Consider the following 22,746-nt stretch of genomic DNA (forward strand, 5'->3'; position numbering starts at 1 on the left):
CCGACCATTACTGCTCACGAAGTGCGGGCCTCCCGGCTAGCGCCCCGTGACCGCGCGACGGATCTGCTCGATCGGCACCTTCGGCGACCGGTCGGCGTTGAGCAGGCCGTTGGTCTCCTGCATGGTGTCGGTGAGCTGCGTGTAGCAGGACCCGGCGAGGAACGAGCTCGCACGGATCGCGTCGTACAGCGCGGTGATGCGGGCGACCCAGTCGTCGCCGTCGCTGGCCGACGTGTAGCCCCAGCCGTCCTCGCGCTGGACGCCCGGCTGGTAGTTCACGCCCCCGAACTCGGTGAGCATGACCGGCTGGCCGAAGTCCTCGGCGCCGCCGACCAGGATGCGGCGATCCGCCGGACCGATGCCACCGAGGAGTCGGGCCCGTGCGGTCTCGTCCGCGTAGGTGGCCCCGAGCCGGGGGCCGTCGCCCTCGTAGTCGTGGATCGTGACGATGTCGGAGTTCGTGTGCTCCCACCCGTCGTTCGAGATCACCGGACGCGTCGGGTCCAACGCCCGCGTGACGTCGGCGAGGGCCCGGGCGTAGGCCTGCTGGGCCGGGTCGGTGGCGATGTGCTGCACGCCCCAGCTCTCGTTGGCGGGCACCCACGTGACGATCGACGGGTGCGAGGCGTCACGCTCGACGGCGTCCATCCACTCGCGCATCAGACGCTGCACGGCGCGGGGGGAGAACGCGTAGGCGCCGGGAGCCTCACCCCACACCATGAGTCCGAGTCGGTCGGCCCAGTACAGGAACCGCGGGTCCTCGATCTTCTGGTGGTTGCGGGCCGCGTTGAAGCCGAGCTCCTTGATGAGTTCGACCTCGCGGCGGAGTGCCTGGCGGGACGGGGCGGCGATGTGCGACTCGGGCCAGTAGCCCTGGTTCAGGACGCTGCGGACGTCGTGGCGTCGGCCGTTGAGCAGGAACGCGCCGCCGTCGACCCCGACCGTCCGGATCCCGAAGTAGCTGGCGACGGCGTCGAGCGCGCCCGTGCTCGCAGTCGTGGCGTTGCCGGCGCTCGGCAGCAGCGTGACCGTGGCGTCGATCAGCCGGGGCGTGTCCGGCGTCCAGTGCAGCTCGTCCTCGGCCTGCCCGTTCGTCTGCCGCGCGATCGGCACGACCACGTCGAACTCGTCGCCGGTCTCGCCGACGGTGGTCTCGATCGTGGCGAGGTGCTCGTCGCGGTCGTCCCAGCGGGCCTCGACGCGCAGGCGCTCCCCGCCGGTGCGGTGACCGTCGAGCCCGACCGTCAGGCGCATGGTCGCGTGGTCGACGTTCGTCCAGCGCAGGGACGCGATCGAGGCGGACGGCACGGCCTCGAGCCAGACCGTCTGCCAGATCCCGGTGGTCCGGCGGTACCAGATCGCGTGCGGGTCCTCGTGCCAGTCCTGCTTGCCGCGCGGCTGGGTCAGGTCGTGCGGGTCGTCCTCGGCGCGGACCACCAGGGTGTGCACGGCGTCGGGGTCGGCGGCCAGGGCTTCGGTGACGTCGAAGGAGAACGGGGTGTGGCCGCCCTCGTGTCCGCCGATGAACTGCCCGTCGATCCAGACGCGGGCACGGTGGTCGACGGCGCCGAAGTGCAGGACGAGTCGAGGGGCGCCGTCGCCGAACCCGGCGGCGTCGAGCTCGGAGCGGGTGATCGCACGGGAGTACCAGACCACGGGGTGGAAACCGGGCTCGTCGATGCCCGAGGCCGGGGACTCGGGCGGGAACGGGACGACGATGTCCCGTGCGTCGGCGAAGCCCGTGTGCCAGGCGGGGTCGTCGCCGTCGTTCCGGAACGACCACGTGCCGTCGAGGTCGGCCCACGCGGTGCGGAGCATCTGCGGCCGGGGGTACGTGCCGTCCTGCCGCGAAGCGAGGGGGAGGCCGGGGGCGGAAGCGGAGTCAGGTGCGGCCACGGTGCCGTCGAGCGTGCTCATGCGTCCATGCTCCCGTGCCGGTACATCGTTGTAAAGGGCTCGTTGTGAACAGGGAGCCGGGATTGCGCGGAACAGGTTCGGCGGGGCTCTCGTCGAGCGGTCGCTCAGTCGATCGCGGCGTCGCGGGTGAGCACCATGACGTCCATCCGTCCCTGCTGGACGACCACGCCGTGCTGGTTCCGCAGCGCCACCGCGCGCTCGACGATCCCGGTCGTGCCCGAACTCGTCAGCCGGGTGCCCAGGACCTCGACGGTGCAGGTCACGGTGTCCCCGATGAACACGGGCTCGGTGAAGCGCCACTGGTCGATCCCGAGCAGTGCCACCGCGGACCCCTCGAACACACCCGTGCGCGCGATGAGCCCGAGGCACAGCGAGGTGCCGAGCAGCCCGTGCACGATCCGCTGCCCGTACCGGGTCTTCCCGGCGAACTCGACGTCCGTGTGCACCTGGTTGTTGTCGTTCGTCCACGAGGCGAACGACACCACGTCCGCCTCGGTGATGGTGCGCCCCGGTGTGGTGAAGGTCTGTCCGGCAGCGAGGTCCTCGAAGTAGTGCGGCACGGCCCGATTCTCGCACCCGGTCACAGCCGGGTGAGCAGCTTCCGCGATCGGTGCAGGCCCTGCGCGCTGGCCGCCAGCTCGGTCGTCGCCAGGACGCCGTACCCGAACGTGTCCTCGCCGTGCTGCGTTGCCACAGCGGCCAGCCCTCGGTACGCATCGGCTGCGTGCGCGGCGTCGAGCGTCTCGCCCAGGGTCTCCTGCACCCGTCGCAGCCGTCCGAGCCGACGCTTGCCGACGTCGGGCAGGTCCCCGGCCGCCTGCAGCGCGTAGCGCAACCGGCGCGCGGCCTTCCGGACCTCGTGCAGGGTGTCGAGGTCGTCGCTGGGATCGCCCAGCAGCCGACCGACGCGTGCTCGCTCGTGCCGGATGCGCCTGGTGACGAACGCGGCTGCGTCGTCGTCCGCGTGCGGGCCGGCCGGTGCCCGCAGCAGCAGGTCGTCGAGGGCGTCGAGCGTCCGGAACCAGGCGTCGGAGCGCAGCGCTCGCCGGAGCTCAGCAGCGGTGACGCTGCGACGTTCCGCCGTCGCCGAACCGATGCGGTCCAGGGTCCCGGCGTCCACGTACCCGTCGGGGGCTCGTGCCGCCGACCGGGACAAGCCGGCGTGCAGCACCTCGGCGTCGCGAGCGGTCCCGGCGACCCGACCGGTCTGGGCCAGGGCGGCACGGAGCTCCTCGGTCGCCCGGCGGTCGAGCGCGCCGCGGAACGCCGCGAGCACACTCCGCAGGCGGCGCAGCACCTTCCGCAGGTCGTGCACGGCCTCGGGCTCGTCGGCCCGTACCCGGGGATCCACCGCGACGAGGTCACGCCGCAGGGCATCGAGCACTCGCAGGACGAACCCGGCGGCGGTGTCCGGCCGGGGGCGCTTCGCTCGGCCGCGTCGTTGCTCCGGGGCGGGCTCGGGGCCGCGGGGGAGCGGAACCGACGCGACGTCCACGGGATCGGTCGCCGCGTCGTGCAGCGCTCGTTCGGCCGCTCGAGCCGTGCCGCCGTCGCGTCCGTCGTCGGTCAGGGCCCACCACCGCGACGACCGCAGCACGGTGGTGTCCGGGTCGCCGTCGTCCACGCGCACGTCGGCGACCTCGGCCCGCACCCGGCCGTCCCCGCCGCGCAGGGTCACGAGCGTCGTGGTGGTGTCACGGACCAGGACCGTCCGCAGGGGACGACCACGCAGGAACACCTCGACGGCATCTCGCGGGGGATCGTCGGACACGCCCCCGAGCGGCTCCGGGCCGGTACCGTGCCCGCCCCGGTCGATCGTCCAGTCGCCGTCCGGCGAGCGTGTGAGCACGACACCCTCGGCGGCGAGCACCCGGTCGTCGGAGTCCCACACCGTTTCGCGCACCGTCACCGCTTCGTGACGGCGCACGTCGGCGGCGAACGGCTCGAGTGCGGGGAGCCTGCGGTCGTCGAGGATCCGCCAGGTCCGGCGGGGGTCGGGGAGCGCAGGTGCAGCGTCAGCGGCGGAGGCAGGAGCGGCAGCGGATCGGGGCATGCCGCAAGTGTCGTCCGACGCACCCGTGTCAGACCGGGGGCAGCGGGGTTCTGTGGACGGAGTCCTGCCCGGGGTGTCCTGTGGGGGACTCGGCACCTCGCCAGGCCCCGGCGCGTAGGTTCCGCTGCATGAGCGACGGAGCACCCAGCGCCCCCGACACCCGCGCAGACCACAGCGCCCCCGACACCACAGCCCTCACCAGCACGCCGAGCGACCGCGACCTCGAGTCCTGGATCGCCGACCGCCGCTGGTACGCCTCGAAGGGGTCCGTGCCACGCCTCCGGACGATCTCCACTGAGGACGGGACCCGGCTGGTGCTCGACGAGGCCCCCGCGGTCCCCGTCCTCTACCAGTCACCGATCACCAGCGACCCCGACGGCGCGATCGTCGACGCCACCACCGACCTCGCATGGGTCTCGGCGCTCGCCGCACGCATCGACACGGCACCGGACAGCCTCAGCCCGATCGGCAGGGTCACCGCCGCCCGCGTCCTGACGGGTGAGCAGTCCAACACGTCGGTCATCTGCGACACCGAGTCCGGCGACCGCGTCATCATCAAGGTCTTCCGCGTGCTGCACCACGGCGACAACCCCGACGTGACCACGCAGCTCGCCCTCACGGCGGCGGGCAGCACGCGCGTGCCGCGGGTCTACGGCGCCCTCCGCGCCGACTGGCCCGACATCGGACGCCCGGACGGCACGGCGACGGGGCACCTCGCCTTCGCCCAGGAGTTCCTGCCCGGGCTCGACGACGCCTGGCGCGTCGCCCTGCAGGAGGCGCAGGCCGGCACCCCGTTCGGTGACCGCGCCGAGCAGCTCGGCACCGCGCTCGCCGACGTGCACCGCACCCTCGCCGGAGCGCTGCCGACGGAACCCGCCGACGCGCCCCGACGGGACGCCGCCGTCGCCACGATGCACGCCCGACTCGACACCGCCGCCCGCGAGGCCCCGGCCGTCGCCGACCACGTCGACGCCATCCGCGCGGTCTACGCCCGTGCCGCTGACGCGACGTGGCCGGATCTGCAGCGCATCCACGGTGACCTGCACCTCGGACAGGTCCTGTCGGCACCGGACCCCCGCGGGTGGGTGTTCCTGGACTTCGAGGGCGAGCCGCTCCGCCCCCTCGACGAACGCTCGCTGCCGGACGTCACCCTTCGCGACGTCGCGGGCATGCTGCGTTCCTTCGACTACGTCGCGGGCGCGCTGGCACACGATGCCGAACCGGTCGACGCAGCCTCGTGGGCAGCCGAGGCGCGAGCCCGCTTCCTCGAGGGCTACCAGCGGGGCACCGGCGCGGACCTCGCTGCCCACAGCGCACTGCTCGACGCCTTCGAGCTCGACAAGGCGGTCTACGAGGTCGTCTACGAGACCCGCAACCGACCCGACTGGGTCGGGATCCCGCTCGCGGCCGTCGCGCGCCTGGTCGGCGACAGCGGGTCCTGAGCGCGACCCACGGACGGACGGGAGGCCCGTGGCGACACCGCCACGGGCCTCCCGTCCGTCACCGGGTGACGTCGTCTAGTTGACGGGACCCGTGTACTTCTCGCCCGGTCCGGCACCGATCGGGTCCGGGATCGCCGACGCCTCGCGGAAGGCGAGCTGCAGCGACCGCAGTCCGTCGCGGAGCGGACGGGCGTGGTGGTCGCCGATCTCGGTCGCGGCGGCGGTGACCAGGCCGGCCAGCGCGGTGATGAGCTTCCGCGCCTCGTCCAGGTCGGTCTGTTCCTGCGGGTCGTCGGCCAGGCCGACCTTCACGGCCGCGGCACTGAGCAGGTGCACCGCAACGGTGTTGATGAGTTCGACCGCCGGCACCTCCGCGATGTCCCTGGCGGCGTCGATGCCGGTGTCGTCGATCGGGGTGTCGCTCACGGTGCTCCTCTGCTAGGCTTGCTCGCGGCAGATGCTGTCCGTGTGCCGTCAGTTCCTCGACAACACCCGGACGGTGTCACGAAAGAGGAGTCTCTCCCACCCGCGGCCGCGTTCCACCAGGCTACCGGGTCACCACCGCTCCGCGAGTGCACGTGTTGTGCTCGTCGGTCGGATCCCACGGATCCGATGCAGGGCGGCTGCCGAACGGGTTGACATCCCGTGCGTCAGATCTCCTCTCTCGTGCTGTCGTCCAGGGCAAACGCCCCGGACGGCCACCACCTGATTGAAGGAGCTCCGCATCACCGATCCCCGTACCAACGACCGAATCCGCGTTCCCGAAGTCCGACTCGTCGGTCCTCAGGGTGAGCAGGTCGGCGTTGTCCCGATCGCCATGGCACTGCGTCTCGCGCAGGAAGCCGAACTGGATCTGGTCGAGGTCGCGCCGAACTCGAAGCCGCCCGTGGCCAAGATCATGGACTACGGCAAGTTCAAGTACGAAGCCGCTCAGAAGGCCAAGGAAGCTCGTCGCAACCAGGTGAACACGGACCTGAAAGAGGTCCGTTTCCGCCTGAAGATCGACGTGCACGACTACGAGACGAAGCGCAAGCGTGCCGAGGGGTTCCTCCTCGGTGGCGACAAGGTGAAGGCGATGATCCTCTTCCGTGGCCGCGAGCAGTCGCGTCCGGAGCAGGGTGTCCGTCTCCTCCAGAAGTTCGCGGAAGAGATCGCCGAGTTCGGTGTCGTCGAGTCGCGTCCGACCCAGGACGGCCGCAACATGACGATGATCATCGCCCCGCTCAAGAACAAGTCCGACGTCAAGGGCGAGCAGAACGCCAAGCGTGCTGCACAGAAGGCCGAGCGTCGTGCCACCGAGCACGCCGCGAAGGGCAAGGACGAGGCCGAGGCCGGTTCCACGTCCGAGGCAGCCGCGGAATCCACGGACGCCGCGGCCGAATAGGTCCCCGGACCGACCCCGCAACGACGCGGCCCCCCATCCATCCCACGGAAAGGCACCACCATGCCCAAGCAGAAGACCCACTCCGGGTCGAAGAAGCGCTTCAAGGTCACCGGTACCGGCAAGATCATGAAGCAGCAGGCCGGTATGCGTCACAACCTCGAGGTCAAGAGCTCCAAGCGCAAGGCCCGCCTGAACGAGGACCAGGTCCTCTCCAAGGGTGACGCGAAGAACGTCAAGAAGCTCCTCGGCCACTGAGCCCCGCAGATCGTAAAGGAATAGTGCAATGGCACGAGTAAAGAGAGCGGTCAACGCCGCCAAGAAGCGCCGCGTCATCCTCGAACGCGCCGAGGGCTACCGCGGCCAGCGTTCGCGCCTGTACCGCAAGGCCAAGGAGCAGGTCACCCACTCCCTCGTCTACGCGTACCGCGACCGTCACGCGAAGAAGGGCGAGTTCCGTCGCCTCTGGATCCAGCGCATCAACGCTGCGTCCCGTGCGAACGGCCTGACCTACAACCGCCTCATCCAGGGTCTCAACCTGGCCGGCGTCGAGGTCGACCGTCGCATCCTCGCCGACCTCGCGGTGAACAACCCCGAGACCTTCACCGCGCTCGTCGAGACCGCGAAGAAGGCCCTCCCGGCCGACACCTCGGCCCCGAAGGCTGCGTAGTCAGTTCTTCTGCTCGCGAAACCCCCGCCGCACGGCGGGGGTTTCGTCGTTCCTAGACTTGGGTCGTGAGCGATCTCCTCGAGAACCCCCGTGCCGGACGCGTGAAGGCCGTTGCGGCCCTGGCCAAGAAGGACGTCCGGGCCGAGACCGGCCTGTTCCTGCTGGAAGGGCCCCAGGCGGTCCGCGAAGCGCTGGAGTACGCCCCGGAGCTCCTGCGCGAGCTCTACGTGACCCCGACCGCCGCTGCCCGCTACGGGCTCGACGACGCGCCGGTGGACACCTGGTTCGTGACCGAGCAGGTGCTCGACGCGATGGCCGACACGGTCACCCCGCAGGGCGTGGTGGCGGTGTGCCAGCAGTTCCCGACGTCGGTGAAGGACGTCTTCCCGGACCGCGCTGCGGCCGCCGCCGACCAGGAGGCCCGAGATGCGTCCGACGAGCAGGCCGCGTTGCCCGGACTGGTCGCCATCCTCGAAGAGGTGCGGGACCCGGGGAACGCCGGCACGATCATCCGGGCCGCCGACGCGGCCGGCGCCGACGCGGTGGTGCTCACCGGACGCTCGGTCGACCCGTACAACCCGAAGGTCGTCCGGTCGACGACCGGGTCCCTGTTCCACGTCCCGGTGTCCGTCGGCGTGACCCTGGCGGACACGATCGAGCGGGCGAAGGCCCTGGGCTACACGGTGCTCGCGGCGGACGTCTCCGGCGACGACCTGCCGGTGGTCCGAGCCGAGGGGATGCTCGACGGACCGACCGCGTGGGTCTTCGGCAACGAGGCCCGCGGACTCACCGCCGACGACCTGGCGCTCGTCGACCGGGCCGTCAAGGTGCCGATCTACGGGCAGGCGGAGTCGATGAACCTCGCCACGGCCGCGTCGGTGTGCCTGTACGAGTCGGCCTTCGCGCTCCGGAGCTGACCCTCGTCCCTCCCAGGCCGGTCGTCGGCGTCGGTCATCCACCGTCCGCTCGGTGCAGGTGGGTGGTATCCCGACGGCCGGTAGGCTTGGGTCTCGTGTCAGAACCTCTCGAGATCAGCGAATCGGCCGTCGCCGACGCGGTGGACGCGGCCCTCGCCGCCGTCCGTGCCACGACGACGGTCGCAGAACTGAAGCAGGCCAGGGCCGAGCACACCGGTGAGCAGTCACCGTTGGCGCGGATGAACGCATCGATGCGCAGTGTGCCGCCGGAGCAGAAGGCCGCGGCAGGCAAGCTCGTCGGGCAGGCCCGTGGGCGGGTGAACGCCGCGATCGCCGAGCAGGAATCCGTCCTCGCGGTGGCCGAGGAGCGCGCGCGGCTCGAAGCCGAGCGCGTCGACGTCACCGCGTTGCCGGTCCACCGCGCCACCGGCTCCCGCCACCCGCTCTCGCTGCTGAACGAAGCCGTCGCCGACATCTTCGTCGGCATGGGGTGGGAAGTGGCAGAAGGCCCCGAGCTCGAGCACGAGTGGTTCAACTTCGACGCGCTGAACTTCGACCAGGACCACCCGGCCCGGGCCATGGCGGACACGATCTTCGTCGAGCCCGTCGACCGGCACCTGGTCATGCGCACCCACACCTCACCGGTGCAGGTGCGGTCGCTGCTGTCGCGTGACCTCCCGCTGTACGTCATCGCCCCGGGTCGCGTCTACCGCGCCGACGAGCTCGACGCCACGCACCTGCCGGTCTTCACCCAGGTCGAGGGCATCGCGATCGACAAGGGTCTGACGATGGCGCACCTGCGCGGCACGCTCGAGCACTTCGCCCGGCAGATGTTCGGCGCCGAGGCGCAGATCCGGCTCCGCCCGAACTACTTCCCGTTCACCGAGCCCAGCGCCGAGATGGACGTCTGGCAGCCGAACGCCAAGGGTGGCGCGCGGTGGGTCGAGTGGGGTGGCTGCGGCATGGTGAACCCCAACGTCCTGCGTGCCGCCGGCATCGACCCGGACGAGTACCAGGGCTTCGCGTTCGGCATGGGCATCGAGCGGACACTGCAGTTCCGCAACGGCCTGAACGACATGCGTGACTTCCTCGAGGGCGACATCCGCTTCTCGCAGCAGTTCGGAACGGTGGTCTGATGCGCGTCCCACTCCGTTGGCTCGGTGAGTCCGTCGACCTCCCCGAGGACGTCACCCTCGAGCACGTCCACGCGGCGCTCGTGTCGGTCGGCTTCGAGGAAGAGGACGTCCACACCTTCGACCTGACCGGACCCATCGTGGTCGGTCGGGTCCTCGAGCGCGTCCCCGAGCCGCAGAAGAACGGCAAGACCATCAACTGGTGCCAGGTGGACGTCGGCGAAGCCGAGCCCCGCGGCATCGTCTGCGGCGCGCACAACTTCGACGTCGGCGACCTCGTCGTCGTCACGCTGCCCGGCGCAGTCCTGCCCGGGCCGTTCCCGATCGCAGCCCGCAAGACCTACGGGCACGTGTCCGACGGCATGATCGCCTCGGCCCGCGAGCTCGGGCTGGGCGACGAGCACGACGGCATCCTGCGCTTCGCCGACCTCGGCATGGACCCCACCGTCGGTGCCGACGCCATCGCGCTCCTCGGCCTCGACGACGCCGCGGTCGAGATCAACGTCACGCCGGACCGCGGCTACGTGCTCAGCATGCGCGGGGTCGCCCGGGAGTACGCGCACGCCACCGGAGCGAGCTTCCACGACCCCGTCGACCGCGTCGCGCCGCGTACGGCCGAGGGCTTCCGGGTCACGATCGATGACCAGGCCCCGATCCGGGGTCGGGCCGGAGCGTCGACGTTCGTCACGCGTGTCGTGCGCGGGATCGACCCGGCCGCGAAGACACCGTCCTGGATGGTGTCGCGCCTGTCGCTGGCCGGGGTGCGCTCCATCTCCCTGCCCGTCGACATCACGAACTACGTCATGTTCGAGCTCGGCCAGCCGCTCCACGGCTACGACCTGCAGGCCGTCGTGGGCGGCCTCGGCGTGCGCCGGGCGGCCGTTGGCGAGACGCTCGAGACCCTCGACGGCACCGTCCGGAAGCTCGACCCCGAAGACCTCGTCATCACCGACGACGACGGTCCCGTCGGCCTCGCCGGCGTCATGGGCGGAGCCCGCACCGAGATCTCGGCGAGCACGACCGACGTCCTGATCGAGGCCGCGGGGTTCGACCAGGTCTCCATCGCCCGCACCGCTCGTCGCCACAAGCTCCCCAGCGAGGCATCCCGTCGCTTCGAGCGTGGTGTCGACCCGCAGGTGGCCGAGGCCGCGGCGAACCGTGCCGTCGAGCTCCTCGTCGAGCTCGCCGGCGGCACCGCTGACACCCTCGGGTCCACGCTCGTCGACACCGAGCCGCGGGCGACCGTGGCGATGCGGCTCTCGCGTCCGGCCGAGCTCGTCGGCGTCGAGTACACCGACGCCGAGGTCATCGACACACTCCGCGCGATCGGCGCCACGGTCGAGGCCGACGGTGAGCAGCTCGCGGTCACCCCGCCCACCTGGCGTCCCGACCTGACCGACGACACCACCCTCGTCGAAGAGGTCGCGCGCATCGTCGGCTACGACCGGATCCCGAGCGTGCTGCCGGTCGCTCCTCCCGGTCGGGGCCTGACCCGGCACCAGCAGGCTCGTCGTCGGGTCGCCTCGGCGCTGGCCGCGGCGGGCCTGACCGAGGTCGTCACGGCGCCGTTCGTGTCCGCGGCCACGCAGGACGCCTACCCGGGGATCGACCCGCAGGGCGGACCGAGCGTCGTGCTCGCCAACGCCCTGGACAGCGAGCAGAACCTCCTGCGCCGCAGCGGCGTGCCGGCCCTGGTCGACGCCGCCCGCCGCAACGTGTCGCGCGGGCTCGTCGACGTCGCGCTCTACGAGACGTCCCGGGTGTTCCTGCCGGTGACGGGCGTGACGCTCGGCACCGACGAGGTCCCGGCGGGCGCCGCCCGGCCCGACCGTGCGACGCTCGAGGCGCTGGACGCCTCGCTGCCCGCCCAGCCCTTCCACATCGCCGCACTGCTCACCGGCCACCGGGTCGTCAAGCAGCCGGGCACCACGGCGGAACCGTTCGGCATCGCCGACGCGATCGATGCGGCCCGCCAGGTCGCCTGGGCCGTCGGTGTCGAACTCACCGTCGCGCAGACGACCCACCCGTCCCTGCACCCGGGCCGGGCCGCGTCGCTGCTCGTCGACGGCACGGTCGTGGGCGTCGCCGGAGAGCTCCTGCCCGAACTGGCCGAGGCCGCCGTCCTGCCCCGCGTGGTGGCGGTCGTCGAGCTCGACCTCGACGCACTGGTCGCCGCGGCCCCGGAACTCGTCGCGGTCGCGCCGATCGTCTCCTACCCGGCAGCCACGCAGGACCTCTCGCTCGTCGTCGACGCCGACGTGCCGGCCGGTGACGTGCTGGATGCGGTGCGCTCTGGCGCCGGAGACCTGTTGGAGTATGCTCGGCTCGTGGATGACTACCGGGGCTCCGGCGTGGACGAGGGACAGAAGTCCCTGACGTTCGCCCTGCGCTTCCGTGCCACGGACCGCACGCTGACCGCTGCCGAGGCCACCGAGGCCCGTGACGGCGCTGTCCGACGTGCCGGCGAGCGATTCGGGGCGACCCTGCGCGACTGACCCACACGGGATCAGCACCGCCCGGGGTCGCCGCCTCCGACTCTCTCGACGACCAGTCCGACCAAAGGTGGAATCCCATGTCCGTATCCGTCGCCGTGGCGGGAGCCTCCGGCTACGCGGGTGGTGAGCTCCTGCGCGTGCTCTCCGCCCACCCCGAGTTCGAGGTCAGGACGGTGACGGCGTTCTCGAACGCCGGACAGCCCCTGATCGCGACGCAGCCGCACCTCCGTTCACTGTCGCACCTGACCCTGGCGGAGACGACGGCCGAGACGCTGCGCGGGCACGACGTGGTGTTCCTGGCACTGCCGCACGGGCAGTCGGGAGCGATCACCGCGGAACTCGGTGACGACACGCTCGTCATCGACTGCGGCGCGGACCACCGTCTGACGGACCCGGCGGCGTGGGAGCGGTTCTACGGCGGTGACTACTTCGGCGCGTGGACCTACGGGCTGCCCGAGCTCCTGCTCGCGGCGCCCACCCCGGGCTCGGCCGATGAATGGCGCGAGGTCGACGACATCGCCTCGCAGGGCAAGCAGCGTTCCGCCCTGGTCGGCACGAAGCGCATCGCGGTGCCCGGCTGCAACGTCACCGCGGTGACGCTCGGCATCCAGCCGGGCATCCAGGCCGGCCTCGTCGAGTCCGACGACCTCGTCGCGGTGCTCAGCGTCGGTCCGAGCGGTGCCGGCAAGAAGCTCAGCACCACCTACCTGGCCTCCGAGATCATGGGGTCTGCCAGCGCGTACGCCGTCGGCGGCTCGCACCGGCACGTCCCCGAGATCCAGCAGAACCTGCAGGTCGCGGGGGCGTCCGACGTGACGATCTCGTTCACGCCGGTCCTGGTCCCGATGTCGCGGGGGATCCTGGCGACCACCACCGCGAAGCTCTCGCCCGGCGTCAGCGCACGCGACGTCCGACTCGCCTGGGAACAGGCGTACGCCGACGAGCCGTTCGTCCACCTGCTGCCCGAGGGCGAGTTCCCCCGGGTCGCGGACACGATCGGTGCGAACACCGCGCTCGTCGGCATCGCCGTCGACGAGGCCGCCGGCCGTGTCGTCGCGGTGACCGCGCTCGACAACCTCGCCAAGGGCACGGCGGGCGCCGCCGTCCAGTCGGCGAACATCGCCCTCGGTCTCCCCGAGACCACGGGCCTCAGCGTGGACGGAGTCGCACCGTGACCGACGCAGGCACGACCACCCAGCCCGAGCCGGGCCTCCAGGGCGTCACCGCGGCAGCGGGCTTCCGCGCCGCCGGCGTCACCGCCGGTCTCAAGACGAGCGGCAAGCCGGACGTGGCCCTCGTCGTCAACGACGGCCCCGACGCGGCCGTGGCCGCCGTCTTCACCAGCAACCGGGCCCAGGCGCACCCCGTCATCTGGTCCCGACAGGTCGTCGGGGACGGCGTCGCGCGCGCCGTCGTCCTGAACTCCGGCGGCGCGAACTGCTTCACCGGCCCGTTCGGCTTCCAGACCACGCACCTGACGGCCGAAGCCGTGGGCGACGCCCTCGGGATCGGGGCCGGCGACGTCGTCGTCTGCTCCACCGGGCTCATCGGTGTGGGCGACCAGACCTTCCGCGACAACGTGCTCCGCGGCGTCGACCTGGCGAGTGCGGCACTCAGCGACGACGGCGGTCCGGATGCGGCCACCGCGATCATGACGACGGACACGAAGGCCAAGCAGTCCGTCGTGACCGAGGACGGCTGGACCGTCGGCGGCATGGCCAAGGGTGCGGGGATGCTCGCCCCGGGCCTCGCGACGATGCTCGTCGTCATCACGACGGACGCCGTGCAGACCCCGGACCAGCTCGACCAGGCGCTCCGCGCTGCCACCCGCATCACGTTCGACCGGGTCGACTCCGACGGCTGCATGTCCACGAACGACACCGTCGTCCTGCTGTCGTCGGGTGCGAGCGGCGTGACGCCCGAGGTCGGTGACTTCCAGGAGGCCCTGACCGCGGTCTGTGCCGACCTGGCCCGCCAGCTGCAGCAGGACGCCGAGGGCGCGAGCCACGACATCGCGATCGAGGTCGTGCACGCCGCGACCGAGGACGATGCCGTGACCGTCGGTCGGAGCGTCGCCCGGAACAACCTGTTCAAGGCTGCGGTCTTCGGCAACGACCCGAACTGGGGCCGGGTGCTCGCAGCGATCGGCACCACCGACGCCGAGTTCGACCCGTACGCGGTGGACGTCAGCATGAACGGCGTCCGGGTCTGCCACGCGGGCGCACCCGACGAGCCGAGCGACTCCGTCGACCTGACCCCGCGTGACACCCACGTGCGCATCGACCTCGGTGTCGGCACGCACTCGGCCACGATCCTGACCAACGACCTCACGCACGACTACGTGCACGAGAACAGCGCGTACTCCAGCTGATGGCGGCCGACACGAACGGGGCCGGCACGCCCCTCACGAAGGAAGAAGAACACGAGTTCGCCGCGGTCAAGGCGGCGACGCTCATCGAGTCGCTGCCGTGGCTCAAACGCTTCTCGGGCAAGGTCGTCGTGGTCAAGTTCGGCGGCAACGCCATGGTGAACGAGGACCTGAAGCGCGCCTTCGCCGAGGACATGGTCTACCTGCGCTACGCCGGCCTGCACCCGGTCGTCGTGCACGGTGGGGGTCCGCAGATCTCCGCCGCCCTCAAGGAACAGGGCATCGAGTCCGAGTTCCGCGGCGGCTACCGCGTCACGACGACCGAGGCGATCACGGTCGTCCGCGACGTCCTGGCCGGCGAGGTCAACCGCGAGATCGTCGAACTGATGAACGAACACGGCGAGGGCCTGGCCGTCGGCGTGTTCGGCGACGGCGGATCGCTGTTCACCGGCGAGAAGAAGGGCGTCGTGGTCGACGGGCAGGAGTACGACCTCGGCCACGTCGGGGACATCACCCACGTCGACCCGTCCGGTGTGCTCGCCGCGATCGAGGCCGGCCGGATCCCGGTCGTCTCGAGCATCGCGATCGACGACGCACACCCCGACCAGGCGCTCAACGTGAACGCGGACGCTGCGGCGGGTGCCCTGGCGATCGCGCTCCGGGCCTCGAAGCTCATGATGCTCACCGACGTCCCCGGCCTGTACCGCAACTGGCCCGACCGTGACTCGATCGTCGACCTCATCGCGGTCGACGAGCTCCGCGAGCTCCTGCCGAGCCTCGAGTCGGGGATGATCCCCAAGATGACCGCGTGCCTCGACGCCGTGGTCGGCGGGGTCGGTGGCGCGACCATCATCGACGGCCGGATCCCGCACTCGATCCTGCTCGAGGTCTTCACCCTGCGGGGTGCGGGCACCGAGGTGATCCCGGACCCGAGCCGACGAACCGAGAACCAGATGACCCACGCCGAGATCGGCCGCCGCGTGGCGTCGCCGTCGATCGACAGCAGTACCGGCCAGCACGTGGCGGGTACGAACGAGAAGGGACACCAGCAGTGAGCACCGAGACGCAGACCGAGACCTGGAACGACCGGTTCGGGGCGTCGCTCATGCGATCCCTGACCCCGCCGAAGATCATGCTCGAGCGCGGCCAGGGCTGCCGCGTCTGGGACGTCGAGGGCAACGAGTACCTCGACTTCCTCGCCGGCATCGCGGTGAACTCGCTCGGCCACGCGCACCCCGCCCTGGTGGAGGCGATCGCCGACCAGGCCGCGAAGCTCGTGCACGTGTCCAACTACTTCGCCACCCCGCCGCAGCTCGAACTCGCCGAGCGCCTCAAGCGCATCACCGGCGCGGGCGACGCGGGCCGCGTGTACTTCGGCAACTCCGGCGCCGAGGCGAACGAGGCCGCGTTCAAGCTTGCCCGCCTCAACAAGGGTGCGGACGGCACCAAGACCCGGATCCTCGCGCTCAAGCAGGGCTTCCACGGCCGCACGATGGGCGCGCTCGCGCTCACCGGCAAGCCCGCGCTGCAGCAGGACTTCCTGCCGATGATCCCGGGTGTCGAGCACATCGACACCTCGATCGAGGCGCTCGAAGCGTCGATCGACGACTCCGTCGCCGCCCTGATCCTCGAACCCATCAAGGGCGAGGCCGGCGTGGTCGACCTGCCGGAGGGCTTCCTGCTGGCGGCACGCCGACTGACCGCGGAGCACGGCGCACTGCTGATCCTCGACGAGATCCAGACGGGCGTCGGCCGGACCGGCAACTGGTTCGCGTTCCAGGGTCACGGCGTGACGCCGGACGCCATCACCGTCGCCAAGGGCATCGCCGGTGGCTTCCCCATCGGCGCCCTGGTCACGTTCGGCTGGGCGTCCGACCTGTTCTCGGCCGGGCAGCACGGTTCGACCTTCGGCGGCAACCCGCTCGGCACCCGAGTCGCCAACGCGGTGCTCGAGGAGATCGAGCGCGCCGACCTCGTCGCCGGCGCAGTGGTCAAGGGTGAGCGGATCCGTGACGGCATCCGCGCCATCGGCTCCCCGCTGGTGGAAGAGGTCCGTGGCACCGGCCTGCTCATCGGCGTCGGTCTGACCGGTCCGATCGGTCCGGCCGTCAACGCAGCCGCCCTCGAGCGTGGCCTCATCATCAACGCCCCCAACGAGTCGAGCCTGCGCATCGCGCCGCCGCTCATCGTGTCCGACGCCGAGATCGACGAGTTCCTGTCGATCCTCGCCCAGAGCCTCGCGGCCGTCGCCGCAGCGCAGGAGCCCACCGCATGACCCGCCACTTCCTCCGCGACGACGACCTGAGCCAGGCCGAGCAGTCCGCGATCCTCGACATCGCCGACCGCATGAAGGCCGACCGCTGGGCGGAGAAGCCGCTGGCCGGCCCGCAGAGCGTCGCGGTGATCTTCGACAAGTCGTCGACCCGTACCCGGGTGTCCTTCCACGTCGGCATCTCCGACCTCGGCGGCAGCCCGCTGATCATCTCGACGGCGAACAGCCAGCTCGGCGGCAAGGAGACCCCGTCGGACACCGCCCGCGTGCTCGAGCGCATGGTGTCGGCGATCGTGTGGCGCACCTACGGTCAGGCCGGGCTCGAGGAGATGGCCGCCGGCACGACGGTCCCCGTCGTCAACGCCCTGTCCGACGACTTCCACCCCTGCCAGCTCCTCGCCGACCTGCTCACCATCCGTGAGCACCGCGGCGCCCTCGCCGGGCAGACCGTGGCGTTCATCGGTGACGGCGCGAGCAACATGGCGCAGTCGTACCTGCTCGCCGGGGCGACGGCGGGCATGCACGTCCGCGTCGCCGCCCCCGCCGAGTTCTCCCCGTCGGCGCAGGTCGTCACCGACGCCGAGGAACGCGCCGCCGTGACGGGCGGTTCCGTCCTCGTGGTGACCGACCCGGTGGCCGCGGTTGCGGGTGCCGACGTGGTCGTCACCGACACCTGGGTGTCGATGGGCAAGGAGTCCGAGAAGCAGTCGCGTCTCGACACCTTCGCGGGGTACCGCGTCGACGACGCGCTCATGGAGCACGCCGCCGACGACGCCGTCTTCATGCACTGCCTGCCGGCCGACCGGGGGTTCGAAGTGACCGCCGACGTCATCGACGGCCCGCGCAGCATCATCTGGGACGAGGCGGAGAACCGTCTGCACGCCCAGAAGGCGCTGTTGGCCTGGCTGCTCGCCAACGACTAGCCGACGGACCGAACACCAGTGGCTGACCGCGTCGTCCTCGCGTACTCCGGCGGTCTCGACACCTCCGTCGGGATCGGCTGGCTGCGCGACGCCACCGGCAAGGACGTCGTCGCACTCGTGGTCGACGTCGGCCAGGGCGGCGAGGACCTCGAGGCGGTCCGGCAGCGTGCGCTCGACTGCGGCGCCGTGGAGTCACTCGTCGTCGACGCCAAGGACGAGTTCGCCGACGAGTACATCGTGCCGGCGCTCCGGGCCAACGCGCTCTACCAGAAGCGGTACCCGCTCGTCTCGGCACTGAGCCGCCCGCTCATCGCGAAGCACCTCGCGCTGACGGCGAAGCAACTCGGTGCCGACAGCGTCGCGCACGGCTCCACCGGCAAGGGCAACGACCAGGTCCGCTTCGAGGCAGCCGTCGCGGCGATCGCACCGGATCTGCGGACCGTCGCCCCGGTGCGGGACCTCGCCCTGACCCGCGACCGCGCCATCGCGTACGCGCAGGAGCACCGGCTGCCGATCCAGCACTCGGAGCGGGAGCCGTGGTCGGTCGACCAGAACGTGTGGGGCCGAGCCGTCGAGACCGGGCTCCTCGAGGACCCGTGGAACGCCCCCGCCGCCGACCTCTACGCGACCACGCAGGACCCGGCGCTCCCGCAGCAAGCCGACGAGGTCACGATCACCTTCGACCGTGGTGTCCCGGTCGCCCTCGACGGGCAGCGGTTCAGCGTGCTGCGCATGGTGCAGGAGCTCAACGCGGTCGCCGGCAAGCACGGCGTCGGGCGGATCGACGTCGTCGAGGACCGGGTGGTCGGCATCAAGTCGCGCGAGGTCTACGAGGCGCCGGCCGCGATCGCGCTCATCGCCGCGCACGAGGAGCTCGAGAGCCTCACCCTCGAGCGCGACGTCGCCCGGTTCAAACGCGGCGTCGAGTCCGAGTGGGCCGACCTGGTCTACGACGGCCTGTGGTTCGGCGGACTCAAGCGCAGCCTCGACGCCTTCGTCGAGCACACCCAGCAGCACGTCTCCGGCGACGTCCGGTTGCGGCTGCAGGGCGGGCGTGCCACCGTGACGGGCCGTCGGTCGGAGCAGAGCCTCTACGACTTCGACCTGGCGACGTCGGACACCGGCGACGCGTTCGACCAGTCCGTGTCCAGGGGGTTCATCGAGCTCTGGTCACTGCCCAGCAAGATCTCCGCCCGCCGCGACGCGGCGAACTGACCGACAGCCGCACCACAGACGAAACGACGCAGGACGACATGACCGACGAGAAGACCGACGCCACCAACACCGGTGCCCTCTGGGGCGGCCGCTTCGCCGACGGCCCGAGTGCGGCCCTCGCCGCGCTCTCGAAGTCGACGCACTTCGACTGGCAGCTCGCGCCCTACGACATCGCGGGGTCCCGTGCCCACGCCCGAGCGCTGCACACCGCGGGCTACCTGACCGCCGACGAGCTCGAACGCATGTTCGCCGGCCTCGACCGGCTCGAAGCGGCGCACGTCGACGGCACACTGCAGCCCGACGACTCCGACGAGGACGTCCACGGCGCCCTCGAACGCCTGCTCATCGCCGACCTCGGTCCCGAGCTCGGTGGCAAGCTCCGTGCCGGCCGCAGCCGCAACGACCAGATCGCCACCCTCGGCCGCATGCACATGCTCGACCACGGACGGCGCATCGGCCGGCTCGTCATCGACCTCGTCGACGCGATCACCCAGCAGGCGACCGAGCACCCGGCCGCGATCATGCCGGGGCGCACGCACCTGCAGCACGCACAGCCGGTGCTCCTGGCCCACCACCTGCTCGCGCACGCCTGGCCGCTCGTCCGCGACCTCGAGCGCCTCCGCGACTGGGCCGGCCGCGCGAGCGTCAGCCCGTACGGTGCCGGTGCGCTGGCGGGCAGTTCCCTCGGCCTCGACCCCGCCGCGATCGCCGCGGAGCTCGGCTTCAACCGTCCGGCGGACAACTCGATCGACGCCACGGCAGCGCGTGACGTCGTCGCCGAGTTCGCGTTCGTCCTCGCGCAGATCGGCATCGACGTCTCGCGCCTGTCGGAAGAGATCATCCTCTGGAACACGAAGGAGTTCGGCTTCGTCCGGCTCCACGACGCGTTCTCGACCGGCTCGAGCATCATGCCGCAGAAGAAGAACCCGGACATCGCCGAGCTCGCCCGGGGCAAGTCGGGGCGCCTGATCGGCAACCTGACCGGGCTCCTCGCGACCCTCAAGGGACTGCCGCTGGCGTACAACCGCGACCTGCAGGAGGACAAGGAGCCGGTCTTCGACTCCGTCGCCACGCTCGAGGTCCTGTTGCCCGCGTTCACCGGCATGATCGCGACCCTGACCTTCGACACCGACCGGATGGCCGAGCTCGCACCGCAGGGCTTCTCGCTCGCGACGGACGTCGCCGAGTGGCTGGTCCGTCAGGGCGTCCCGTTCCGGGATGCGCACGAGGTCTCCGGCGCGCTCGTCCGGTACTGCGAGGAGCGCGGCATCGAGCTCGACGAGCCGACCGACGACGAGTACCGGTCGGTGTCCGAGCACCTCACGCCCGACGTCCGTTCCGTCCTGACCATCGAGGGCAGCGTCGCATCGCGCTCCGGCGTCGGCGGCACCGCACCCGACCGGGTCGCCGAGCAGCTCGCGTCCGTCACCCGCCGCGTCCGCGACCTGGCCGAGGGTGCACCCTTCTCGCGATGACCCCGGGGATCGCCGCGCTGCTCGCCGAGCCCGCCCCGATCATCGCGCCGGCCCTGCTCGGTGCGACGATCGCGGGGCGCGGCGTGGCGCTCCGCATCACCGAGGTCGAGGCCTACTCCGGCCCCACCGACCCCGGCTCACACGGACACCGGGGGATGACGGAGCGCAACCGCCACCTCTTCGGTCCGCCCGGCACCCTGTACGCCTACCGCTCGTACGGCATCCACACCTGCGTCAACGTCGTGAGCGGGCCGGCCGGAACCTCGTCGGGCTCCCTGCTACGCGGTGCCGAGGTCGTCGAAGGACTGGACGTCGCGCGAGCGCGTCGCGGCTCGAAGGTCGCGGACGTCGCGTTGGCACGTGGGCCCGGCAACCTCGGTGGTGCGCTCGGAGCGGTCCTCGGGCAGGACGACGGCACGTCGCTCCTCGACGGGTCCGGTCCGTTCGTGCTCACCCTGGCCCCCGGCCTGGAGGCCCGGCTCGCCTCCGCCGGACCGGCCCACGTGGTCGACGAGCTCCTGTCCGAGACCCTGGCCGGTCCGCCCGCGGGCGCTGCGGTCCCGCGGATCTCCCGCGGCCCGCGCACCGGCGTCGGCGGCATCGCCGGCGGGGTGCGGTACCCCTGGCGCTTCTGGCTGACGGGTGACCCCACGGTCTCGACGTACCGACGGCACAAGGGCGCCCTCGACTCGTGAACCCGGCCCCGGGCCTCCCGGCTGCCGCGCCTGACGGACGTCCGTCGCCGCTACGATGGCGGGGTGTCCAGTGATACCGCTCAAGACGTCCTGACGCGCCAGCAGAACGACCCCGCCTTCGACTCGGTGTGGGACGAACTCCAGTGGCGCGGTCTGGTGCAGGTCTCGACCGACGAGACCGCGCTGCAAGAGGCCCTCGACGGTGAGCCGATCACGTACTACTGCGGCTTCGACCCGACGGCGCCGTCGCTGCACTGCGGCAACCTGCTGCAGCTCCTGACCATGCGCCGGCTGCAGCTCGCCGGGCACAAGCCACTCGCGTTGGTGGGTGGGTCGACCGGTCTCATCGGCGATCCCCGTCCCACGGCCGAGCGGACGCTGAACACCCCGGAGACCGTGGCGGAGTGGGTGTCCCGGCTGCAGGCACAGGTGTCCCGGTTCCTCAGTCCGGACGGCGACAACGGCGTCCGCCTGGTGAACAACCTCGACTGGACCGCGCCGTTGTCCGCGATCGACTTCCTGCGTGACGTCGGCAAGTACTTCCGCGTCAACTCGATGCTCAAGAAGGACGCGGTGGCCGCGCGGTTGAACTCCGATGCGGGGATCAGCTACACCGAGTTCAGCTACCAGATCCTGCAGGGGCTCGACTACCGCGAGCTCTGGCGCCAGTACGGGTGCACGCTGCAGACCGGTGGCTCGGACCAGTGGGGCAACCTGACCTCCGGGACCGAGCTCATCCGTCGTGCCGAAGGGGCCACGGTGCACGCCCTCGGGACCCCGCTCATCACGAACTCCGACGGCACGAAGTTCGGCAAGAGCGAGGGCAACGCGATCTGGCTCGATGCCGAGATGACCTCGCCCTACGCGCTGTACCAGTTCTGGCTCAACACGGCGGACGCCGACGTCATCGCCCGACTGCGGCAGTTCACGTTCCTGACGCGTGCCGAGATCGAACGACTCGAGCAGGCCGTCGCTGACGAACCCTTCCGACGAGAAGCCCAGCGGACCCTGGCGTTCGAGGTCACCTCGATCGTGCACGGGGTGGCGGCGACCCAGGCGGCGATCGATGCCGCGGCCGCGCTGTTCGGCAACGGCGAGCTCGGTGCGCTGGACCCGGAGACCCTGCGGTCGGCGATCGCCGCGCTGCCGGGCACGGTCACGCTCGACTCCGGAGCGGACGTCGCACGCGCACTCGTGGAGACCGGACTCGTGAAGTCCCTCGGCGAGGCCCGCCGCGCGATCGACCAGGGCGGCGTCTCCGTGAACAACGTCAGGGCCGAAGACCCGGCCGCCCCGCTGTCCGACCTCGCCCTGCCCGGGGGAGTGCTCGTACTGCGTCGTGGCAAGAAGACCCTCGCCGGCGTGACCCTCGCCTGACCCCGGTTGCTCGACCCCCTGCGATGCCCGGTTCCCCTGTGGAACCGGGCATCGCTGCGTCCGGGCGACGTGTGTTGCACAACGCGACACGCCCGGGATGGGAGCTGGCTTGGCGCACTCGCTCAGGGCTGCGTATAGTTCTTACTCGTCACCCCAAAGGTGCGGCGGAGCGGCTGGAGCGAAAGCCCAGAGCACGTCGGCCCTCAAGCGGGACCATCCTCCACTGAAGTTCAGATCGGGCCTTGCGCCGGATCGCTTCGACGCCTAGGATGACAAGCCCACCGGTTCTCTCCCCTCGGGATGAGCCACTGGACCTCCGGGTCCGACGAACCACCGGTGGCAAGCCAAGAACACAAGCCTTGTGGCTGAAGCTCGAACTCGAGCTGAGGAGCAAGTGCGTCTGGTCCTTGAGA

Annotated in this window: 20 protein-coding genes; 16 read left to right on the forward strand and 4 right to left on the reverse strand. The window is 71.2% G+C overall.

Going from position 1 to position 22,746, the window contains the following annotated elements; translation table 11 throughout:
• Positions 1 to 36 precede the first annotated feature (36 nt).
• The 3 genes from BIU89_RS00500 to BIU89_RS00510 all read right to left on the reverse strand — a co-directional run bounded on the left by BIU89_RS00500 (position 37) and on the right by BIU89_RS00510 (position 3,970).
• Complete coding sequence (locus BIU89_RS00500; protein ID WP_083404082.1) at positions 37 to 1,917, reverse strand: glycoside hydrolase family 2 protein; 1,881 nt, start codon at positions 1,915 to 1,917, stop codon at positions 37 to 39.
• 104 nt (positions 1,918 to 2,021) lie between these two features.
• Complete coding sequence (locus BIU89_RS00505) at positions 2,022 to 2,477, reverse strand: MaoC/PaaZ C-terminal domain-containing protein (protein ID WP_027466555.1); 456 nt, start codon at positions 2,475 to 2,477, stop codon at positions 2,022 to 2,024.
• A gap of 20 nt (positions 2,478 to 2,497) precedes the next feature.
• The gene (locus tag BIU89_RS00510) at positions 2,498 to 3,970 is read right to left on the reverse strand and encodes a CYTH and CHAD domain-containing protein (protein ID WP_071244120.1); all 1,473 of its coding nucleotides are present in this window, start codon (positions 3,968 to 3,970) and stop codon (positions 2,498 to 2,500) included.
• 128 nt (positions 3,971 to 4,098) lie between these two features.
• Here BIU89_RS00510 and BIU89_RS00515 point away from each other — a divergent pair, with 128 nt between their 5' ends.
• Positions 4,099 to 5,412, forward strand: coding sequence for a phosphotransferase (locus BIU89_RS00515; RefSeq protein ID WP_254791447.1), 1,314 nt, complete (start codon positions 4,099 to 4,101; stop codon positions 5,410 to 5,412).
• Between the two features lie 75 nt (positions 5,413 to 5,487).
• On the opposite strand, the gene BIU89_RS00520 is transcribed toward BIU89_RS00515, so the two are convergent.
• Complete coding sequence (locus BIU89_RS00520) at positions 5,488 to 5,838, reverse strand: DUF1844 domain-containing protein (protein WP_027466553.1); 351 nt, start codon at positions 5,836 to 5,838, stop codon at positions 5,488 to 5,490.
• 283 nt (positions 5,839 to 6,121) lie between these two features.
• On the opposite strand from BIU89_RS00520, the gene infC reads away from it, so the two are divergent.
• From infC to tyrS, 15 genes are all read left to right on the forward strand, one after another.
• A complete protein-coding gene (gene infC / locus BIU89_RS00525) occupies positions 6,122 to 6,796 on the forward strand; it encodes a translation initiation factor IF-3 (protein WP_081827403.1) in 675 nt (224 codons plus the stop codon).
• A 60-nt stretch (positions 6,797 to 6,856) separates the two neighbouring features.
• Positions 6,857 to 7,051 (forward strand): 50S ribosomal protein L35, encoded by a 195-nt coding sequence (gene rpmI / locus BIU89_RS00530; protein WP_017887976.1) that lies wholly within the window; start codon positions 6,857 to 6,859, stop codon positions 7,049 to 7,051.
• A 28-nt stretch (positions 7,052 to 7,079) separates the two neighbouring features.
• Positions 7,080 to 7,463: a 50S ribosomal protein L20 gene (rplT, locus tag BIU89_RS00535; RefSeq protein WP_017887975.1), complete on the forward strand. Its 384-nt coding sequence runs from the start codon at positions 7,080 to 7,082 to the stop codon at positions 7,461 to 7,463.
• Between the two features lie 65 nt (positions 7,464 to 7,528).
• Positions 7,529 to 8,380 (forward strand): TrmH family RNA methyltransferase, encoded by an 852-nt coding sequence (locus tag BIU89_RS00540; protein ID WP_071244121.1) that lies wholly within the window; start codon positions 7,529 to 7,531, stop codon positions 8,378 to 8,380.
• Positions 8,381 to 8,475: 95 nt separating this feature from the next.
• Complete coding sequence (gene pheS, locus BIU89_RS00545; RefSeq protein ID WP_027466550.1) at positions 8,476 to 9,516, forward strand: phenylalanine--tRNA ligase subunit alpha; 1,041 nt, start codon at positions 8,476 to 8,478, stop codon at positions 9,514 to 9,516.
• Entirely contained in the window at positions 9,516 to 12,008 is a 2,493-nt protein-coding gene (pheT, locus tag BIU89_RS00550; RefSeq protein ID WP_071244123.1) for a phenylalanine--tRNA ligase subunit beta, read from the forward strand. Before pheS ends, pheT begins: the two co-directional genes overlap by 1 nt.
• 77 nt (positions 12,009 to 12,085) lie before the next feature.
• A complete protein-coding gene (locus BIU89_RS00555) occupies positions 12,086 to 13,183 on the forward strand; it encodes an N-acetyl-gamma-glutamyl-phosphate reductase (protein WP_071244125.1) in 1,098 nt (365 codons plus the stop codon).
• The gene (argJ, locus tag BIU89_RS00560; protein ID WP_071244127.1) at positions 13,180 to 14,379 is read left to right on the forward strand and encodes a bifunctional glutamate N-acetyltransferase/amino-acid acetyltransferase ArgJ; all 1,200 of its coding nucleotides are present in this window, start codon (positions 13,180 to 13,182) and stop codon (positions 14,377 to 14,379) included. The genes BIU89_RS00555 and argJ overlap by 4 nt, the downstream gene beginning before the upstream one ends.
• Positions 14,379 to 15,431, forward strand: coding sequence for an acetylglutamate kinase (gene argB / locus BIU89_RS00565; RefSeq protein ID WP_071244129.1), 1,053 nt, complete (start codon positions 14,379 to 14,381; stop codon positions 15,429 to 15,431). Before argJ ends, argB begins: the two co-directional genes overlap by 1 nt.
• Positions 15,428 to 16,651, forward strand: a complete 1,224-nt coding sequence (locus BIU89_RS00570; protein WP_027466545.1) for an acetylornithine transaminase — start codon at positions 15,428 to 15,430, stop codon at positions 16,649 to 16,651. Before argB ends, BIU89_RS00570 begins: the two co-directional genes overlap by 4 nt.
• On the forward strand, positions 16,648 to 17,571 hold the full coding sequence (gene argF, locus BIU89_RS00575; RefSeq protein WP_071244131.1) for an ornithine carbamoyltransferase: 924 nt from the start codon (positions 16,648 to 16,650) through the stop codon (positions 17,569 to 17,571). The genes BIU89_RS00570 and argF overlap by 4 nt, the downstream gene beginning before the upstream one ends.
• An 18-nt stretch (positions 17,572 to 17,589) precedes the next feature.
• Entirely contained in the window at positions 17,590 to 18,786 is a 1,197-nt protein-coding gene (locus BIU89_RS00580) for an argininosuccinate synthase (RefSeq protein ID WP_071244132.1), read from the forward strand.
• A gap of 38 nt (positions 18,787 to 18,824) precedes the next feature.
• Positions 18,825 to 20,261, forward strand: coding sequence for an argininosuccinate lyase (argH, locus tag BIU89_RS00585; RefSeq protein WP_071244134.1), 1,437 nt, complete (start codon positions 18,825 to 18,827; stop codon positions 20,259 to 20,261).
• The gene (locus tag BIU89_RS00590; protein ID WP_071244136.1) at positions 20,258 to 20,956 is read left to right on the forward strand and encodes a DNA-3-methyladenine glycosylase; all 699 of its coding nucleotides are present in this window, start codon (positions 20,258 to 20,260) and stop codon (positions 20,954 to 20,956) included. The genes argH and BIU89_RS00590 overlap by 4 nt, the downstream gene beginning before the upstream one ends.
• 63 nt (positions 20,957 to 21,019) lie before the next feature.
• The gene (gene tyrS / locus BIU89_RS00595; RefSeq protein WP_071244138.1) at positions 21,020 to 22,333 is read left to right on the forward strand and encodes a tyrosine--tRNA ligase; all 1,314 of its coding nucleotides are present in this window, start codon (positions 21,020 to 21,022) and stop codon (positions 22,331 to 22,333) included.
• Positions 22,334 to 22,746: the final 413 nt, after the last annotated feature.

Source organism: Curtobacterium sp. MCBA15_005 (assembly GCF_001864855.1).
In the GTDB taxonomy this organism is placed as follows: domain Bacteria; phylum Actinomycetota; class Actinomycetes; order Actinomycetales; family Microbacteriaceae; genus Curtobacterium; species Curtobacterium flaccumfaciens.